General features: G+C 40.2%; 16 protein-coding genes and 1 pseudogene. 6 read left to right on the forward strand and 11 right to left on the reverse strand.

All coding sequences use genetic code 11. The annotated features are described in order from the left end of the window. Nucleotides 1-119: 119 nt before the first annotated feature. From AB4180_RS21495 to AB4180_RS21520, 6 genes are all read left to right on the forward strand, one after another. Nucleotides 120-1,193, forward strand: coding sequence for a hypothetical protein (locus tag AB4180_RS21495; RefSeq protein WP_102250618.1), 1,074 nt, complete (start codon nt 120-122; stop codon nt 1,191-1,193). A gap of 13 nt (nt 1,194-1,206) precedes the next feature. Then, entirely contained in the window at nt 1,207-2,670 is a 1,464-nt protein-coding gene (locus AB4180_RS21500) for a DNA-processing protein DprA (protein ID WP_241909297.1), read from the forward strand. 162 nt (nt 2,671-2,832) lie between these two features. Beyond that, a complete protein-coding gene (locus AB4180_RS21505) occupies nt 2,833-3,885 on the forward strand; it encodes a hypothetical protein (RefSeq protein ID WP_198592284.1) in 1,053 nt (350 codons plus the stop codon). A 154-nt stretch (nt 3,886-4,039) separates the two neighbouring features. Beyond that, nucleotides 4,040-6,760 carry a BREX-1 system phosphatase PglZ type A gene (gene pglZ / locus AB4180_RS21510; RefSeq protein WP_102250616.1) on the forward strand — a complete coding sequence of 907 codons (2,721 nt, stop codon included), beginning with the start codon at nt 4,040-4,042 and terminating at the stop codon, nt 6,758-6,760. 144 nt (nt 6,761-6,904) lie between these two features. Beyond that, entirely contained in the window at nt 6,905-8,944 is a 2,040-nt protein-coding gene (gene brxL, locus AB4180_RS21515; RefSeq protein ID WP_198592285.1) for a protease Lon-related BREX system protein BrxL, read from the forward strand. Between the two features lie 249 nt (nt 8,945-9,193). Further along, nucleotides 9,194-9,610, forward strand: coding sequence for a hypothetical protein (locus tag AB4180_RS21520; RefSeq protein WP_102250615.1), 417 nt, complete (start codon nt 9,194-9,196; stop codon nt 9,608-9,610). A gap of 45 nt (nt 9,611-9,655) precedes the next feature. On the opposite strand, the gene AB4180_RS21525 is transcribed toward AB4180_RS21520, so the two are convergent. The 11 genes and pseudogenes from AB4180_RS21525 to AB4180_RS21575 all read right to left on the reverse strand — a co-directional run. Continuing rightward, nucleotides 9,656-9,931, reverse strand: a complete 276-nt coding sequence (locus tag AB4180_RS21525; protein WP_102250614.1) for a hypothetical protein — start codon at nt 9,929-9,931, stop codon at nt 9,656-9,658. A gap of 12 nt (nt 9,932-9,943) precedes the next feature. Beyond that, complete coding sequence (locus AB4180_RS21530; protein WP_102250613.1) at nt 9,944-10,372, reverse strand: AAA family ATPase; 429 nt, start codon at nt 10,370-10,372, stop codon at nt 9,944-9,946. Between the two features lie 416 nt (nt 10,373-10,788). Continuing rightward, nucleotides 10,789-11,034 (reverse strand): hypothetical protein, encoded by a 246-nt coding sequence (locus AB4180_RS21535; RefSeq protein ID WP_102250612.1) that lies wholly within the window; start codon nt 11,032-11,034, stop codon nt 10,789-10,791. Nucleotides 11,035-11,108: 74 nt separating this feature from the next. Beyond that, entirely contained in the window at nt 11,109-13,460 is a 2,352-nt protein-coding gene (locus AB4180_RS21540) for a hypothetical protein (RefSeq protein ID WP_102250611.1), read from the reverse strand. A gap of 316 nt (nt 13,461-13,776) precedes the next feature. Then, entirely contained in the window at nt 13,777-14,388 is a 612-nt protein-coding gene (gene tmk, locus AB4180_RS21545) for a dTMP kinase (RefSeq protein WP_102250610.1), read from the reverse strand. After that, a complete protein-coding gene (locus AB4180_RS21550; protein ID WP_157936330.1) occupies nt 14,376-15,632 on the reverse strand; it encodes a radical SAM protein in 1,257 nt (418 codons plus the stop codon). The genes tmk and AB4180_RS21550 overlap by 13 nt, the downstream gene beginning before the upstream one ends. 100 nt (nt 15,633-15,732) lie before the next feature. Continuing rightward, nucleotides 15,733-16,053 carry a hypothetical protein gene (locus AB4180_RS21555; protein WP_102250608.1) on the reverse strand — a complete coding sequence of 107 codons (321 nt, stop codon included), beginning with the start codon at nt 16,051-16,053 and terminating at the stop codon, nt 15,733-15,735. Nucleotides 16,054-16,116: 63 nt separating this feature from the next. Beyond that, nucleotides 16,117-16,701, reverse strand: coding sequence for a hypothetical protein (locus AB4180_RS21560; RefSeq protein WP_102250607.1), 585 nt, complete (start codon nt 16,699-16,701; stop codon nt 16,117-16,119). After that, nucleotides 16,692-17,618 (reverse strand): hypothetical protein, encoded by a 927-nt coding sequence (locus AB4180_RS21565; RefSeq protein WP_102250606.1) that lies wholly within the window; start codon nt 17,616-17,618, stop codon nt 16,692-16,694. Before AB4180_RS21565 ends, AB4180_RS21560 begins: the two co-directional genes overlap by 10 nt. Continuing rightward, nucleotides 17,611-19,386, reverse strand: coding sequence for a CHAT domain-containing protein (locus tag AB4180_RS21570; RefSeq protein WP_102250605.1), 1,776 nt, complete (start codon nt 19,384-19,386; stop codon nt 17,611-17,613). Before AB4180_RS21570 ends, AB4180_RS21565 begins: the two co-directional genes overlap by 8 nt. 4 nt (nt 19,387-19,390) lie before the next feature. Then, nucleotides 19,391-19,937, reverse strand: a pseudogene (locus AB4180_RS21575) (hypothetical protein); the annotation flags it as partial.

The following is a 19,937-nucleotide window of genomic DNA, read 5'->3' on the forward strand; positions in this document are numbered from 1 at the left end:
CTTCAAGTTGAACGGGTATAGCGTTTGTTATTCACTTTCAAGCTCCAGGCAATATAGTCGAATACTATCAGCAAGTCGGTCGTGCGGGACGTGGAATTGACAATGCTATTGGTATACTAATGGTTGGCGAGGATGATGCTCGAATTCAGCAATATTTCATCAAAAATGCTTTCCCAAAAGAAGAACAAATTGACTCATTCCTAGATCTGCTTGCTAACCATGACGGGATTAAGCTAGCTGAGTTAGAGAAGCATATGAACTGCTCTAGAGGCAAGCTCACTCATACGATCAAGTTTCTAACGTCGGAGTTCCCTTCTCCTATCATGAAAGATGGCGCGTTGTATTGCCGAACAGCCTCTGACTATAGTTTGCCTCACGATAAAATAGAAAGATTAAATGATCTAAAAGAAGAGGAGTGGCAGCGCCTACTTGCCTACTTTGATGGTTCGCTAAACCGTTGCTTAATGCAAATTTTAGGTTCTGAACTAGATGACAATGACATCCAGGCTTGTGGAAAGTGCGAATATTGCAAACCCTCAACTAAGCTCACAGAATCTGTTCAGCAAGAGTCCATCAACAAAGCATCTGATTTTCTTCGCAACCGTTATATAGAGCTAAAACCAAGAAAATTGTTTGGAGCATCAAACGATGTCGTGCGAAGCGCTTTTCCTATCTATAACCTTCCTCGTCAGAACCCCAATCTAATGTGCGATACTGGCTGGACTCTCTCGACTTGGAGAGATGGCGGTTGGGGTGATATGGTCGCGCAAGGAAAATTCAATGATGTATTCAGTGATGACTTGATTGCACCAATGGTAAAAATGTTAAATAGCTTACCTTGTGAAAAACGACCAACATGGATAACTTATGTTCCATCACTTAGGCATCCAACATTGGTGAAAGATTTTGCACACAAGTTAGCGTTCGCCATGAGCATTCCTTGTAGGGATGTTATTTCTGTCGTGGAGTTACGTCCAGAACAGAAGAAAATGGAAAATAGTTATCATCAAAGCAAAAACTTAGATGGTGCATTTAACTTGGATACGACCCAAATATACAGCAATCCTGTTTGGCTTTTAGATGATGCTGCCGACTCAGGTTGGACTTTTACTGTAATCGGGGCATTATTGAGAAGAGCTGGTGTACAACGAGTTGTCCCTATCGCACTAACTAGTACAAAGAACAACCAATAGAATGAATCAAATTATGCAAAATGAACTATCAGAAAATACCAAAGCAATGCTAATGCTCACGCATTACTTCAACCGTTCCGATAGAACTGCATGTAAGCCGTTGACCGATAATGGATTCGGTTATCTAGCTCACTGGATGGCAGCAAACCAATTTCAGCCTCAGGATTTACTCGACAATGATCGACTCGAGTCCTTCTTTGTCGAGTTTGGCGATGAAGCTACACATTTCGCCTCTAAAAATGCTCTTTCGGGCTTTATGAGAAGTCTAGATAAGACTGTTTCGGAGATGACAAAAGACCGATTCCAATCATTATTGTCACGCGGTATGGCCCTATCACAAGCGCTAGAAAAATGGCAAAGTGCAGGTATTTGGATTCTAAGTCGAGCAGATAAAACCTACCCAGTACAGATAAAGCAAGGACTAAGAGAGAAGGCACCTGCAATCTTATTTGGCACAGGGAATATCGACTTATTAAACTTTAAAGGTGTCGGCTTTGTTGGCTCTCGTAATTGTGGTGCAACGGACGAATCAGCCACGATTTCCTATGTTGATAATATTAATCAACATGGTCTACAAGTTGTTTCGGGAGCAGCAAAGGGCGTCGACAGTATTGCTATGCATCGTTCGATGAGTAACGGTAATAATTCCATTGGGATTCTTGGTGATAGTTTGTTTAAAGCTTGTGGTGATAGCCAATGGCGAAGCTACTTAAAGACTGGTCAATTACTCCTACTCTCTCCATTCGACCCTGAAGCAAGTTTTGGCCGTGGTCAAAATGCAATGCAACGCAATAAATATATCTACTTCTTATCTGAAGCAGTTGTCGCAGTTTGTTCTGGCTTAGAGGGCGGGACGTTTAATGGAGTAAAAGAGAATTTGGTAGCTAATTGGTGTCCTCAATACATCTCACGCCATGATTCCCCTAACTTAGCTGGCAACGAAGAAATACTGAATGGTTTCCCTAGCAGCAAAACCAAAGTAAAAGTACTTACGCCAGCGAAGTCAATTACGCCAATGGATTCTTTGTCTTCTGCTTTGGGTGCCGTTGGAGAGACAGAATCAAATTCAGCAGACACTGACACTGCTATAGACATTAAATCAGATGCGGATTCGCCTACTCCGAACACAGAAAGCCTATCAGAAGAGAATCTCGCATTAAGTGCTTCTGAGGGTCTACAAGAAAACTCTCATAACGATGATGCTGACAGCATGGCTAACATTCATCCTGCATTCTGTGGCTCAGAAACACTCGCATTTTTCTATTTTGATTTGCTTGATTTATTCAGGGCAAAACAAACGAATGATGCTATTCATGCCTCGCTATCGGAAGCTGATATCCTTAAAGGTTTACATGTGTTGGTAGAAATCATAGGAAAGGCTGCCGTTACTAAATTAGTGTCGCACTTTCAAAGTCATGAACTACTCATCCGTCAAGGACGAGCTAAAACCTATCAAATCGTTGATATTGAAAAATAAGATTTATAATGATCTTGAGCAGCCTATCTGCTGCTCTTTTTCACTACGCATGCTTAACACCATATTCTAATAGCACCGTAGAAATAAAATAACTAGATATCAAAAAACTCTTATTATTGATACTATTCACACCAATATCCCCCCCTAGTTTCAAAGTACCTCATGTCCGAATCTATACCACGTAATTACCCGTCAGAGCTTAAATCTGTACAGAACTCTATCACTGCCTATATGAACCTCGTCGATTGCAGTGACAAGTCACCGAATCAAATTGAGAATGCCTCTTTCCATGCACTAGATAGTTGTTTTGAAGACGTCTTTTTTGTCGAATTAGCGGGAACAAAAAGTTTTTTAAAAAATGCTAGTCGTGCTCTAGGTGCTTTGACCTCCCTTGGAGGATCGTACGTGCTTGCTCTTCAGAAAAAACACTATTCTGATCTCTATGAAGCGCTATACACTCCCGCACTTTATGAACTAGAACAACTGCAAGAACAAACCAATGAGATTCTAAATAGTATTGGTACTTTGATAGATCGCTATAGCTTCACAATGAAAAAAGTCGAAAAAGTACTAAAAACCAACTCAACGGGTCAATTCAAAACAACACAGCAAACCTTCTCTCCACTGACACAAGTTCAAAAATTTAATACCAAATACCATTCTATTTTAACAAACGGCTTTGGTGGATTAGTTGGCGGAAGTACCGCAGTTGGCGCTTGGGGTATCGTATCGATTATTGGTAGCGCATCGACTGGAACTGTTATTTCGTCCTTGTCAGGAATCGCCGCTACCAACGCTACTCTGGCATGGTTTGGAGGAGGCTCACTTGCAGCAGGCATGGCAGGTGGATTCTGGGTACTTGGTGGGATAGTAGCTGCACCTTTAGTCTACTTTTCAACAAAGAGTTCTTATAAAAAAGCTGACGATGTCAAAACCGAAAAACAAAAACTTTTAAAAGAACTAGATAGATTCAATATTCTAAAGCCAGAAGCCAGCCAACACTTAAGCGAAATCCGACTTAAGCATACAGATGTACATAATGTAGTTAATAAATTTGTTCCTAAGCTTGAACAAGCACTATCTGAGTTCAAGTCTAATAGCTCTTTTTTCTACAAAATCTTCGGCGGTCAAATGAATTCCGCCCAAAAAGCAGCTATCAAAACCATAGAGGCATTGAGTTTAGAAAGTATGACAAAGCTTGGTTTTCGTAGTTAGGGTTAAATAATGAGTCCAATAAATACTTATACATAGTATCGGGACACTGGCATCTTTCATCATCGAGTCATCAGCGATTTTTACTCTAAAAAGTGATAAGCTATTAATTAGTTACCACTTTTAAACAGCCACACTCAGGCGAAGTAAAACAACGATGAATATTGATCAGATCACTAGTGGGCTATTAGCCAAATTTGAAAAAAGTAGACTTGTCTTTTGGCAGGATACTGACAACGAGTTTAACGATCTCATTGAATCGCTATCTCTTGATACGTCTTACGAAAGGACTCAAGTTATCTACCTTGATACTTTGTCCCACTTGGAAGTAAAGCATCGTATTGAGCTAATGGAACCTGAAACGGCTTTCCTTCTATACAGCAACACGACTCCTAATGATCCAACCCGTGATTGGCTATACGACATCAGGCTTTACGCACAAGAGTTTTATGCAGATAGCAGCTCCATGATTCTGAATGAAATCGGTATGAACATGGAGTTTCGCCCTGTCATTACTAAATATAAAGCATTCTTTGGTAGCAAGCAGCGCGTAGCACGATTAAAGAAAATTCTTCCACCTTCTGCTACAGAACGAGAGCTAGAGCTAGCCCTAATTGCAGCTGCATTAAAGATAGAAACACCAACGTTTGTTACCATTTTACAAACCCTTCTAGTACAACTATCCGTCGATTTTGATACCGAAGAACTTTTGGCAGAACTTGATAAGTTCAATTTGAATGAAGCGTTCTGGAAGTTTGCTTACGAAGAACTTGGATATATTGTTGAAGCAACAGGTGACTCCTGCCACCTGAAACCAACGATTCAAGAACTAGCAGTAAAGCTTCTCTTTACTGAATGCTATCAGTCTCTTATCAACAGCGGTTGTTCAAATAGTGACGAGGTCGTTGGACGGTTTACTACACATCTACTACCAATGCCTACTCAAGAGCAGCTTGAAGCAGGATATACCGCTGAACGCGTAGGTTTGAATTCAGGCCGTCGTGCTCAAGTTGTAAGTTTTGTCGTACAATTACGTGAAGGTCGCAGTTGTCAAGATGGCTATAATCGCCTTTCTCGTCGTATAGAAACTGATTATGAAATCTCAGATAAATTGCGTCTGATAGAATCACCTGAAAAACTAAGACTCGTTGAAACATTTGAGTTTGCAGACAAACAGTTATCAATTTTACTCGCAAAACATATCGCTTCATTAAGCTCAGAAGAACTGAACAGTCTTGTATCACACCGTCTCACGACTCACTGGTGTCATGTTAGAGCTGAGTTTGTGGATACAAAATACGCGAACGTGTATAAGGCAATCAAAGCAGCGAAACAGTTCTACTCTCTTAAGTCTAAATATATTGATGGCTTTGATTTTAATTCAGCTAAAGATCTTTACAGGGCTTACGAGCAAGAACTTTTCCTTTTCGATACGGCTTATCGAAACTTCTGTGAGAACGCAAACCATGTTGCTCACCAAGGCTCAGACATTCTAAAGAAACTGAAGCTGGTCGAAGACATTGAAGACTTGTACGTAAATTGGTACTTGCATGATTTGGCCATTGCGTGGGGCAAGCATGTCGACGATGAAAACTTATTAGACACATGGAAAATCAATGGCGTCTTGAACCAATATGACTTCTACAACAATGAAGTAGAACGCATCTTCCAATCGAGTCAGATAAAGCGCGTATTTGTAATTATAAGTGACGCCCTTCGTTATGAAGTCGCACATGATATACATGAGCAAATAAATAAGGAAAAACGCTTTAAGTCTGTTATCAAATCACAGCTTGGTGTCGTGCCTAGCTATACTCAGCTTGGAATGGCATCTTTACTACCTCACAAAGAGCTGACTGCTCACATCGGAAAAGATGTTAAATACAAAGCTGATGGCCTAAGTGTTCATGGTTTGGACAACCGACACGCTGTACTAGAAAAATACCAAGGTATGGCAGTAAAAGCTTCTGATGTTCTCAATTGGACAAACGAAGAAGGTCGTAAAGCGGTAGCTGATGCTCGTGTCGTGTACATTTACCATGATCAAATAGATGCCATTGGTGATAAAGCGACAACAGAGAATCAGACCTTTGATGCCTGTGCCGATGGTATCGAGCAAGTCAGATTACTTGTCGAGCGCATCATCAACAAATTAAACGGTAACAGAATCTTGGTCACGGCTGATCACGGTTTCTTATTTAAATCGAGCGATGTCGTTGAGTCAGATAAAACTGCGCTATCCGTTAAACCAAGTGGGACGGTAGAGGCTAAAAAGCGTTACCTTATCGGTCAACAGCTTCCAAAAGACAGCTTCTACTGGAAAGGCGATATGGCCGTAACGGCTAAGTTGTCTGCAAATGGTGACCAAGCCGAGTTTATTGTTCCTCGAGGCTCAAACCGCTTTAACTTTGTGGGTGGTGCTAAGTTCATTCATGGTGGGATCATGCCTCAAGAGATTTGTGTTCCAGTCCTTCGCATTGAACACTTGAAAACGACCAAACAAAAGACGACCGCAAAACAAAAAGTTGGTGTAGTGCCACTGAGTAATGGGCTTCGTATTGTTACACTTAGTGAGAAAATTGAGTTCTTACAAACCAACGCCGTTGGCGATCAATTTAAAGAGCGTAACCTAAACATTTGGATAGAAGACCCTGAAGGCACAGTTGTTTCAAACAAAGCACAGATACTATTTGACTCTTCAGCCTCAAATTCTGATGAACGCAAGCGCAATGCGATACTGACGCTAAACGGCAGCAACTTCGATCGAACTACCCCATATAAACTGATCATGTGGGATAGTGAGCAAGGTGATCGCTACGCAACTCATTCGGTAACAATCGACTTAGCAATCCAAGACGATTTTGATGATCTTTTTTAACGGAACCTATTCATGATTGACGATAACAACGATAGTAAAGCAACGGAAGTTCATCACTACCATCATTTTGACAATGAAGAAAATGGCACATCCCCACAACCTGATGAAAGTCCCCTTTCTCAGGAAGAGGTCATCGCACAAGAAATTAAAGATGTTCGAGATGTCGACTTAGACGATCTCATGACCACTGAGTTCAAAGGACGCGTTGTTCGCAAAGACTTAACGAAACAGCTTAAAGAAGGGGCAAATGTCCCTGTTTATGTCCTTGAATATCTACTTGGTATGTACTGCTCGGCAACCGATGACGACCTTATCGAAGCAGGAATGGGACGTGTTAAGAAAATCTTAACGGATAACTACGTTCGACCTGATGAAGCTGAAAAGGTTAAATCGCTCATACGTGAGCGCGGTACACATAAAGTCATTGATAAGATATCGGTTAAGCTCAACCAAAAGAAAGACGTCTATGAAGCAAGCTTATCAAATCTAGGTATCAAAGATGCTGTGATCCCAGCCAGCATGGTGAAAGAGAACGAGAAACTACTTACTGGCGGTATCTGGTGTATCGTTACGCTAAGCTATTTCTTTGAAGAAGGACAAAAGACGTCACCATTCTCTGTGCTTGGTCTTAAAGCAATTCAAATGCCATCGATGAATATGGACGAAGTCTTTAATGCTCGTCGAAACTTCTCGATGGATCAGTGGCTAGATTTGCTATTGCGCTCGATCGGCATGGAGCCTACAAATCTTGAGCAACGGGCTAAATGGCATATCTTGGCCCGCATGATCCCGTTCGTAGAAAATAACTATAACGTCTGCGAGCTTGGCCCTCGTGGTACAGGTAAATCACACGTATACAAAGAATGTTCTCCGAACTCTTTGCTCGTCTCTGGTGGTCAAACAACTGTTGCTAACCTTTTCTACAATATGTCTTCACGCCAAGTAGGGCTTGTAGGCATGTGGGATATTGTGGCGTTCGATGAAGTTGCTGGTATTCGTTTTAAAGACAAAGACGGCGTGCAAATAATGAAGGACTACATGGCTTCAGGTTCTTTTAGCCGAGGTCGTGACTCCATTGAAGCTAAAGCTTCTATGGTTTTCGTCGGTAACATAGACCAAAGCGTAGAAACTCTCGTAAAAACAAGCCACCTACTCGCTCCGTTCCCTCAAGAGATGATCGATGCTGCTTTCTTTGACCGTTTCCACGCCTATATCCCAGGGTGGGAAATACCTAAGATGCGCCCTGAGTTCTTCACAAACCGTTTTGGGTTGATTACAGACTATCTAGCCGAGTACATGCGTGAAATGCGTAAGCAGACGTTCTCTGACGCTATAGATAAGTTCTTTAAGTTGGGCAACAACCTCAACCAACGTGATGTCATTGGTGTTCGTCGCACAACTTCGGGGTTACTGAAACTGCTCGTTCCACACGGTGAATATACCAAGGAAGATGTTCGCACTTGCTTAACATACGCATTAGAAGTTCGTCGCCGTGTCAAAGAGCAGTTGAAAAAAATCGGCGGTATGGAATTCTTCGATGTGAACTTCTCTTATATCGATAATGACAGTCTTGAAGAGTTTTTCGTTAACGTACCAGAACAAGGCGGTTCTCAGCTAATTGCACCAGGTATTCCAAATCCAGGGGTGATTCACTTTGTTAGTCCTGGTCATAGCGGCAAACTCGGTGTGTTCCGCGTAGAAACACAAAAGACAGCAGGAAATGGCAAGCTTACGACCTCAGGCCTCAGCTCCGATACTGAAGCAAAAGAACAAGTGAAGATCGGGTTTGAGTATTTTAAAGGCAACTTGTCACGCATTGCTGCAAATAGCCAGTTCTCAGAACATGAGTTCCACCTGCACTTCGTGGACTTACAAATGTCGGGTAATTCTCACAGTTCAAGCCTTGCCTCGCTAATCGCTAGCTGTTCAGCTTTGCTGAATAAGCCTATGCAAGAATCAATGGTTGTACTAGGGTCGATGACACTTGGCGGTGTGCTAAACACAGTGCAAGATTTAGCTGGTTCTATGCAAGTTGCTCTTGAGGCGGGCGCAACAAAGATATTGATTCCAATGGCATCTGCTTCAGACATCCCTACCGTGCCAGCAGAGACTTTTACCAAATTCCAAGTGAGCTTCTATAGTGATCCTATTGATGCGGTATATAAAGCGCTTGGGGTGAATTAGACCAGTTAACATCATGCGCACTTTGTACTATTCTGTATATTTGGTACAAAGTGCCCTGTGCTGCTTTGACACGCCCTTGATGATAAATGTTCAAATAGGAATCGACACATTAAGACTCTTAAAAGTAAGCTTTTCTTTAAGTGATTATTTCAATAAGTGTAGGTTTTACGCATCTAAAGGTTCAAGATTGTGCCCTCAGTCAGACTAAGTGAATTAAAGTTATCTTTTAACACACAATTAACAGGATCCATGGAGAAACTTGTTCATGGGATATGGGATCTACAAGTACTGAGGTTATTAGCTTTAGATGATGAACAACTTCAGCTCAACAGAGAACAAATAAATGCTGTAAACCGTTGTTTAGGTGTTGAAATAGTAGAAATAGATTTACGCCAAATGCATGCAACGTACCGAGAGGGGTCTTTCCTAACCCATGCAGTTGAAGAAGAATCCAACGCTAAATGGGTTTGGTTTTACAATATTGATGCGCTAACTGATACCAATTACGCAGGATGGCTAAGGTCTACTCTAACGGTTCGCACCATAGAGAATCTCAGGTGTGTTTTTGTTGTAAAAAACATATCGACTAAGTCTGAAGTATTTGATTGCCAGAAAGCACCACTGTATCAGTCAACGGTGCCTCTTTTCATGGATTGTATGCATTAGAGTTTCCCTTTTTACACTTATCCACGTAATCGTATTTATGATTTTTTATTTGGGGTTGTTAGTTTTGTTATCTAAATCAAACCCATCATTTTCAGCAGTTAATAAACTCATTTTTTTCATCAAATCAATTGGAAACTGATGGTCAGAGCGACGATTAATCAATTCTCGATCGTATGTATATCGCGCATGCGGGTGCTGTGTTTCATTTTCAAAATAAACATAAATTGCCTTCCCTCTCTCAAGGCCTGACAAACCTTTTGCTACCTTTCTAGCTGCACGAATATGTTTTCTGTAGAAAAAATCAATATCTTTTATAGGCATACACTTATATCCCTATAGAGATGTTATTATTTGTGAGCTCTGGTCTGGATTTAGTGCAAATGATTCATATTGATTCTTCATTCGCTCAACAGTCCTGTCTGGAACACCGTGTATGTTTTGATATTTCCCTTCAGCTTCAATGACCTCAACATCCAACTCAAGATTAAGGCTCTGCGCAGCTTCTATATAGCCCTGAACCTCCCAGCATCTAATAAATGTATTGGCTACGACAACATCATGACCAGACCTTAGAAGTCGTTTCATCTCAAGCTGACACCAAGCATGAGCGTCTTTAATGTACTGTGAACAATAGTTGTAGTTACCATCTTTATCTACAAAAAACATATCAGCCTCCACCAAATGGGCATCGAGTTTGGAAGCCATTGTTGTTTTTCCTGAGCCAGGAATACCTCTAACTAATGTGAGTTTTTGTTTCTTCATATTATTTACCTTAAATTTATTAGTGGTAGAGGAGCCTTCCTCTTCCGTCGTAGTAAATAATACTGAACATGACTGAGTTTTCAATTAAGACTAATGGATATTTTCTCTTTAAATCATAAGCTTAAGTGTTATTATAAAATATAATACTGCCAAGTTTTAGGTTTATTATTGACTTATACTTCTAGCTCAATCAGTTAGCTTGTTTGAGAGTTTTCTTTCATTAATCAGTCGGCAGTTTGGTAGACTTTCACTATTGAGATGCAGATCACAAAAATATCACATATCTAATTTGAACTAAATCGCGACTAAATCATCTATCACAAAGAACAAGTGCCCATGAGCTGTGCTCATGAACCTGTCGACAGTCTTCAAAGCGGAGCTTTGGGTGAGCTACTACTTTGATCTCACAATCAGTTTTAATGTACGAGGTATTCTGGTTGTTTAATACCAAGCTGAAACAATAGATTCGAATAATAAACACCAGCTACACCGTGCTCCTTAATCATTCGACTTGCATGCCGATAACTAACATTGGTCATCTGTGACAAGGTTTTGGCACAAGGATGATTGAATCTATTTGCGTAGCCTAACTCTAAAAGTACTGAACTTATCTCGACAGCATTCAGTTCTGTTTTACCTAGTAATTTTTGACGTAAATCCATATTGTGACCTTAATAGTTATAATTTTCACAACTGTACATTTATACAGTATATCAATGCGTCAATATTTAAACAACTATAACGAGTAACTCAGTATTGTTTTTATATAAGGTGACAAAATGAAAACATACATATTTACTGACTTACCATTCACTACTCGCTTCACACGTCTCTCTTCAAACCCTGCGACCTTCAGTAGCCCTCTGCACACTTTTAGTGACGCTGACTGACTCATACTCTTGGTAAGCCTCAGCTTCGCAGGTAGTGGATTATTAACTGTATCCACATCCATCGTGTCCAGCAGAATGCTTGTAATTTTCGTTGCTGACACATTATTGATGGTAATTTCCGCAGTAGCCAGATTTTGTTTTGATGACGCAATACTGAATGCCTTTATCAAGTGATGGGCTTCCATGCTAGATGTTGAATCGGTTAATAATTTATACATGGTAGGTTCGAATTTTTTACAGAAGTCGATCTCCTTTTTTGTAATAGCTTTGACGCCAGTTTTTTTCTGGATTTTAAATTTTCTCAGCGACGCTATTTCAGCTCTAGTTTTACCCTTTTTACGATCTAACTCCTTCGCTTTCGCATCATTATCAAGCTCGACAGCATTCATGGTTAGTTCGTTAAGTTCTTTAGTGCTCATCTTCTGGTCATTGATATTGTTCTTGCGGTCTTCATTCTTTTCTTCTTCAGTTGAATCCAAGGCACCGTGTTCAACCATAATGAATTTTAGAGCCTCCAAAGTTAGTGGTAGCGTGATACTGATATTGCTAACCAGTAATTCATGTTCAGTCTTATATTCGGCTTGTAGACGCTCAAAACCCGTTATGTCATCAGAAACAGCCTTGGTCATGTAATCGGCTGGAATGGTAAAATCGGTGCTAACACCATAAACAAATTCGGTAGCAGTCCTGAACCTTCGAGGAAACTGAACCATAGCTGCTGGATCCAGAGTTCCATTTGCAATTACAAAAATTTTGTTCGTATAGTGATGAGTAATTGAATAACCACGTCCTAGAGTTGGTGAACATAGAATTGCACGATACTTGCCAGATTTTAATATTGTGTCTGGATCTGCTAAGAACTCTTGTTGTGCAGCTCTACCACTGGTATCACCACTTAAAACCAATATACCTTCATCAAGTGCGCTTTCATCATCAAGCTTGAGCCCCTTTAAAAATGCGTTAAGGTCGCGTAGTTGGTCAAACATAACCACGACATTATACTCAGTCGATATTGCCACCTTAGCCTCTTCCATAACAAAAGCCTTTTCAGCAACACTGGCAGTGATGAAACTGTAATCTTGTGACATATTATAGATAACAATTTCGGGACGAACTGCATATAGGAAACGAGCCGTAATTGGCGAAATGTCAGCATCAGCGACAATGATTTGAGGAGCATTTTTAATGACTTGAATTAGATCTTCAAGAATTTGCTGACGCTGATTTTTAGTTAGATTTATCTTTGATTTCGAGTGCTTATTATCAATCATGATATTGCGAAGACAAGACTCTATTTCGTCAATAACTACAATCTCACTTGATAGAACCTTTTCAAGATAAACGGGATGACTTAGTGAATTAATACATACAGAAAAGGCATCTGCATATCGTTCAACAGCAGCAGGGCCAGCTTCGTAACTCACAAAACCTTGCCCTGAACCTTCATGAGTTTTGTTGTTTTTGTTGATGATAACTACGCGGGAAGATATGAACGAAACCTTCTTGCCTTCCTCGATAGCATTTCGCAATATAGGGTCAGTTAGAAGTGCGTTTTTGCCAGCTCCAGTCATCGCTTTTATCGCAAAAGGTATGGCATGGGACACATCTGCAATACTTGAAACATTCATTATGTTGGGTATGTCAACGCCGTTATTCAAGAAAAGGTTTTGGTTAACTACCCTGTTAAGTTTAGAGTTTTTACTATTGGATGCTAACCTTGCTTGATCGTCAGTCAACCCATATTCTGTTAGCTTCTTAATCATACTTTTTTTTGACGAGCTAATACCCACAATAGCTTGTAAATACATGTTCATTGCTTCTTTATGAACTGATTTGCCTGTGGTAGCAAATAGACGAGCATGCATCTTCAGGCTATTTTTAAATGAGAACACTTCCCCTGTTTCGAAACAGATAACATCATTTTTTGCCGTATTAGCTTGAAGAGCGACTGCATCGGACAGATTGTCCTGGCTAGCCAAGATCATTCCGTTCACTTTTTTATGATATCGATAGTAATTTACGGCTTCAGGCAGAGAGCATTCTGGCTCGACCAAAAGTGCATGTGGAAACTTCTTAAGTGCATCATTGATTGATACACCATAAAGAAAGTACATATCAATACTTTCAATAAGATTTGGTTCATTCACCGTAAAATGAGGAGCGGTATTCTCTGCTTTAAACTTTTTCATTATGTTCATGATTGAATCTCTGTAATTATTATAATGATTCGAAACTGTATGTGCATACAGGTTATCATGACGAGCCGTCCACATGCAAGTGCATGTTTATTATATACTTTTCAACCTTTTTAGGTTCATTCCCATGCTGCGCATGAACCTATCGAGTTGATTAAATCACCTATATCTGATCTCCCAGAATCTACTCAAGTTTTTCTTCTTTATATATCTAACAGAAAAAAGTGAGTAGTTCCTCAACGAAAGAAATGCAAGAGCAAGACAACTTAACCATCGAAATATTCATGCGTAGCATGGTAAAAATGGTCAATACAGTCCATTAGCTGAAGTTTTCAATACTATGCTCTTTTAACAATCCTAATTCATTCACCTTAGATTTTATCGTAACAATGATAGATTCAACATCCTGTCGCGCATCTACTTGAAACCACTGTCCTACTGGTTGTGAATCACTCATCTTCTGATACAGATTACGCAGCTCTTCATTCGCCGTTAGGGTCAATGTCTTACTATCCTCTATCGTGCAATTCTTTCTATTGTTAATTCTCTTGTTCCTCTCATACATTGGCAAATCAAGGAAAACCGTAAGATCTGGCGTCAGTAGTTCACTTTCTACTTCCTGAAGTGTGTAGTGCTGTCCATTGCTCATCCAGCAATGATAGACCTGAGTTGACAACCAGTAACGGTCTACCACTACGTTTTTGCCAGAAGTTATCAAACTTTGAGCTTCATCAGCTACGTTGAGCACTGTTGCCATGTAGAACAACTGTCTTGCCTTGGAGTTATTACTAAACACTGCATCAAGTTGTTTACGTGTATCTTTGAAGTCCGCTCCTGGTGTAGTTAACAATTTTGCGTTGAGCTTCTTTGCCAAGTGTTTTGATACTGTTGACTTGCCACTACCGTCAAGCCCTTCGATTACGATAAACATTCGGATCCCCCCTCAACTGCTAGTTTCTTAGCTATTTCTCTCATTGCTTTCCATTCTTCATTCGTGAAGCTGTCACTTTGGACAACGTGTGGGATCCCTGAATCATCGATATGGCATTCTTTAATGCCATATGTCTCTCTGTCGTCTGATAGTTGCGTTCCTTCCAGCAGCATTAGAGGAAATGCTTTGATATTCATTACATTTCGCTCATGAAGGAATTGAAGACTCTGAGTAAAGCTGTGTAATGTCTGCGTTGGCAATCCGTAGATTAGGCTGACTTCAAAAGACATCTTTTTGTCCTGAAGCAATTCGATAGTCGAAGATACTTTGTCAATGTTGTTACGACGATTAATCACTACTGATTCAGCTTTGATCGCAGTCTGTAGACCGAACTCTAGATGAGTGTTGAGCATTGAGAATAGGTTTAAAAGGCGTTCATTAATATCCTCAAAGCGCACTTGAAAGACGAGCTTTGCTTCCAATTCAATTTCTATTGCGTACTCCAAGATTTCGTAAGATCTGCGTCCTTTTCGAAATATCGGGTCAAGCACGTTTATTCGTTGAACGTTTTTTTCTTTAAACAACCGCAGTTCTTTTTTGATGGTTTCTCGTGAGAAATCGTAAACCTTGTTATTTGCAACATCACGATGAGCACAGAATGAGCAGGAATAGTAACAGCCACGTTGAGTCTCCCAATGAATCATCGGCTGCTTCTCGGCTAGCTCAATGGAACCATTTAAGTACGGGGAATCAAGTGAACCAAAATTTACCTTACTCGTCAGAGTTAACTTATGGAGAAGTTTATCCTGCAAAAAGGCCTCTGGTAGCGATATTTCTCCATAGCTAGGCAGGTAGATATCACCGCTAGGATATAGCTGCTCACAAGTATCTTGATGAATTTGATACCCACCTAATATGATATTGCCCTGAAAGCCTTTCTTTCTGCACTCTTCAATCAAAGGCTCAATCAAATCAGTATTCCAAACGTAACACCCGATAGCTAAACCATGTAACTCTTCTAATTTATATTGATTGTCGATTTCGTTAGCAATTTGTTTTACAGGCGGGTTTTCTACTTTATTTTCGTTCATTTCGATAGACAAGTGATTTGCTGTAAACTTATCACCATAATGTTTGTGCTGCTTACATGCAGACAGCAATACTCCCGCCGCAAAGCTGGTCGCACTTTTACCTCTTTGGGTAAAATCAAAAGTAACTAATAGGCATTTCTTAGTTTTGCTCATGGTAAGATCCATATTTCTGATTCTGAAAAACGGCTACAAAAGTTTATAACTTTCTCAAGTACGCACTTCGCAACCTATAACGAGTAAATAGCTCGGCTTATCAAAGGTGCTTAAAGTGCTTTTCATAACCTTGGCGTCGGAACAATTTGAAAACTTGGTGGTGATTCCCTTGCGATAGAATCAAACGCAAGCTTCGTCCGATTCTGAATCGAATCAGAGATGGATTAGATTTAACGATTTTTCCTCCAAGCAAAGTACATGGAGTACCGTTTGCAATCGCACTTACTACATCGATTGCTTTTTGGCGGGTAGAGTCTGGCAGTTCACGCCAGATTTTTTTGTCGACAAGACAGATACAATCAGGATTTGAGCTAGACAGACTAGAACTGTGTGGTGGGAATTTGAATACAATGTTTTGCATTTAGACATACCTTTATTTGTGTTGGTACGTCTATACGCATAGGAAAATGTTTTTTTTCGCTTTTTAATTCACTGATGGCAACAAAATTATATAAGACACTGATTTAGCTTTATTTAAACTTTCAACTAGGTCATCAATTATCACATCGCCATCTATAAAAGTAAGCATTACAGCTCCCTCATCTGGGATAAATTGCCAGCTCTGATCTGATGTTATCCAACCTTCTGAGTCCTGGTACCTATAGTGTATTTGAACCTGCGATTCAGTGTTGAACGACACCGTTTGCTCACCCTGAACCTCTATTATTTGCTGACTTCCCCACTCGACAATAACCAGAAGTGCTGCCTGATCCTTTTCCTTGTCGCTTAAGGTCAATGCAAGTTCACCCCATGGTTCAACTTCTCTCATCAGGGAAACTCTTGGAGAATTGATAGATTTCTTAACAAAACGCTTTGCTTGCTGGAAATGGGTAACAAATTGGGGCCATTTTACCGCAAAGTAACAAAACCTATCTAAGTTTTCTCTACGCTGTACCGCATCACTCCAAACCCTTTCTCGCTCTGGATCCTCAATGAGTTCTTTCCAGTCGTCAGTATTACAGTTCCGACCTTGAACCATCTCATCCAATGAAAGCTTATCTAACGCCATATGTGATTTCCTTCTTTTAGAGGGGACTTTAACGCAGTAAGTTTATCTCTTAGGTCATCAAAATTTGGATAATCTTTGCTCTTGATTTTATATTGATCCAGTAGACTCTTGCCCCCTACCGATTTGAGTAATACCTGACATAACGGGCTTGGTTCTTCACGGTGAACCCTATAAAAGTAATCTATGATTTTTGTCACAACCAATCTAACTTCACTCGTTGTGAGGTGAGACTCCTTCTCATTTTTCTTCGCAGTATACTGTGGTTTATTTTCCCCCTTCGTTAGATATTTGTTTTTGTATAGTTGAAAATCAGGGATTTGTGACTCGATATCGAGAAATACACATAGATATCTAAATGATGAATCAACTTTGTATTTGGTTGGAGTTTCTTCAACGCGATCTGCATTTTCGTGTTCGAATTGAGGCCCTACACGACCTAACTCGTCCAATAGCTTTCTGTTTGCTTGAAGCCAAAAGTAAATCATATTTGCTGCAACCAACTCACTATAAATGGCAAGGCAGAGTGAAAGTTTATCTAGATCAGCCTCAAGGGTAGATAACACTGGAAGATCACTAGCTAATTCAACATCTTCATCTATAAGTTGCTGTACTCCAAAAAAAGTCTTACCTGATTTAAATTTGCACCAATAATCGATTTGGCTGAACAACTTAATATTGCGAGGTATGCCATTAGGAAGCTTCTCGTCGTTAAATCTATCGGACAAAAACATACTGATAATCCGATCTTTTGCATTATCCTGGCTACCGAATGTGAGGGACACTTTTCGCTCATCGAAAAACTCAAGAGCCTCATACAATACCAGCTCGATACATAGTCTGTTTTGCTCGATATACTGCTTTCGACCTTCAATGCTCCAATCATTTATTGGTAATAAATCTTCAAAGGCATTATGCATAATTTATAAATCCAGACTTAAGTTTTAGTTTGGCTAACTGGCTTTTTAGTTGACTGATTTCACGATCAGTAAGTTCTACTTTTTCTTTACAAACTGCTTGGTTGGTTTGATCAGCAACACCACAAAATCTTAAACCAGCCCAAGAAGAAGGATGTAGGAACAATCGCTCTGCGTGTTGCAACTCATATTGATTTTGTGACTCTTTTGTCTTCATTGGCCCCAAAACTCCATCTATAGATTCATTACAACCCAATTTATTCAGGTATGGTGACAATCCTAGTTTTCTCATTTTCTTAAGTTCAGCGTTAGCTCCTTGAGTAACCCACCAGCGTTGAGCTGCAAGTAGAGCTTTTGATGGCGAAGTACCAGTATTCACAAGTTGGTCATAATGAGATTTAATATGTGCTGTAACTATATCGGGCAACGCCCACAATGACCCTATTGAACTCACTGCCCCCCACTCTATCATCCGCATATCAAAACCAAATGCTTCGTTTACAGGGATAGAGAAAACACTTAATGGGATATTACTACCACTCTGGCAAGCCCAGAATTCTACTCGTTCCATACCAGCAACTTGATTGACGAGTTCTAAATCGTTCAATTCGAAATGCGTCGTTTTAAGAGACGGTCTGTAGGGAACCTCATGGACGCAATGGCCATAGTAGGATAAGACTTCACTGCTACTAATCGCACCAACAAAGTCATTTTTCCGAATATCTGTCATTAGGCCTGAGGCATGCTCATTAGCTACATTATGAAAACGAGTGTCACCACCATTAATACTCTTCGTTCCACTACGCTTATTAAAGTGTGTCACATGGTTACAAAGATAAAGAACAGTTGGAAGCCAATTCACTTCATCAACCAACGTATAGAGCTCTTCATCCTTAGTTCCAGTGGCAGCCCAAGGTATCTGTGATGCAAAAAATGATGTTAATAAACCAACGCGTTTACAGTCATCAGGTAGGATTTTATTCCAATCGACAAAATCTAAAGCCCAATGTTCCTCTGCTTCTGTGTTTCCTCTTATAAAGTCAGCGATATGGTTAACCAATCCTTCAGGCATCTCAACAGAATGCCCTGTAACGACAAGCTCACCATTGACTAGTTTTGCAACCAGAATAAGAGCATCATCAAATCCTGATTCGATATCAATCCTTACAAGAGTCAAGTCATGATGAGTACGCAAGGCCTTCTCGAAGTGCGCAATTTCGATAACGGAGTCACCATTTCTATATTCTTCAAAGTTTGGTTCAAGTTGATAAATCAACTTTTCCACTTCCTGGAAGTCTTCTAGGCAATATCCCGCTTGCTTGCGAAAATGACCAACGGGATCGTTATCATTTAGAGCGCTCATGAGTACGTGAGGATATTTTGCTTCATTGTAAAGAGTTGTATATTGGCTTAGTTCTTCCAATATGGATGGCTTTACTGCTCGTTCATAACATGCTTGGATCGCAGGTTTTAAATTTTCTTGTCCAAGATGCTCAAGCATCAATGCTAGTTCGTTAAAATTGTAATGACTGGAGCCCAGTTGAAGTAAGTCATTCCAAAGCGAGAGGCCAAACTTTCCTGTAGGTACTTGCCAATACTTGTTTGCACTCTCACAGAAGCGTAAAGCACTACAGTTTTCAAGATACCGCAGTGCATATAAAGGTTCATCCTTTGAGAACAGAATTCGCCCTAGCGCCGAGCAGGCTCTTTGTGCCAAAGATGCTAAGTAGTCAGCTTCAGGGTCACTCTGACAGAAACGTCGGTTATTCATTAACTCAAATTGTTTTTTTTTCTAACGCAGTAACATTTTCTTTGTTTGGGTTATCTATTGTTTTGGTTACGATATAAGTGATTTGAACTTCGGGATCTGAAATATCTGCTGTGGGATTAATGCTCATAAACGACAGTGGATCTACCCCAAAATCAGAGGCAATAACAGCTATACGTTCGCACAATGAACTGTATTCCGTAGAATTGAAATGCATCAACCTTGTAAAGCTAAGCCCTAGCGCTTGTAACGGTGGCATCACCTCCATGAACTGGGGCAAATTGTAAGAATGATAAACCAAATACAATTCTACCGACGCAGCTTGGTACTCACACGCCAGCTCACTGTGTCCCTGATCAAACAGAACACTAGCTAGGTTGAAGTAAATTACAGATAGTTGACCATCTTTTATGACTTGTGGAATGCTGCTGCTTTTCAGTAACTCAGCCGCCTTCAAGTGCAACAATTTTGCCTTTGTAAGACAGTCAACTTCCTTTGGCCATAGATACTCATGAGATGCTCTTCGATAAGTTGCGGGGCTTTGTTGCGTAATT

The sequence above is a fragment of the Vibrio sp. 10N.286.49.C3 genome (assembly GCF_041469545.1).
Taxonomy (GTDB): Bacteria; Pseudomonadota; Gammaproteobacteria; order Enterobacterales; family Vibrionaceae; genus Vibrio; species Vibrio tasmaniensis_A.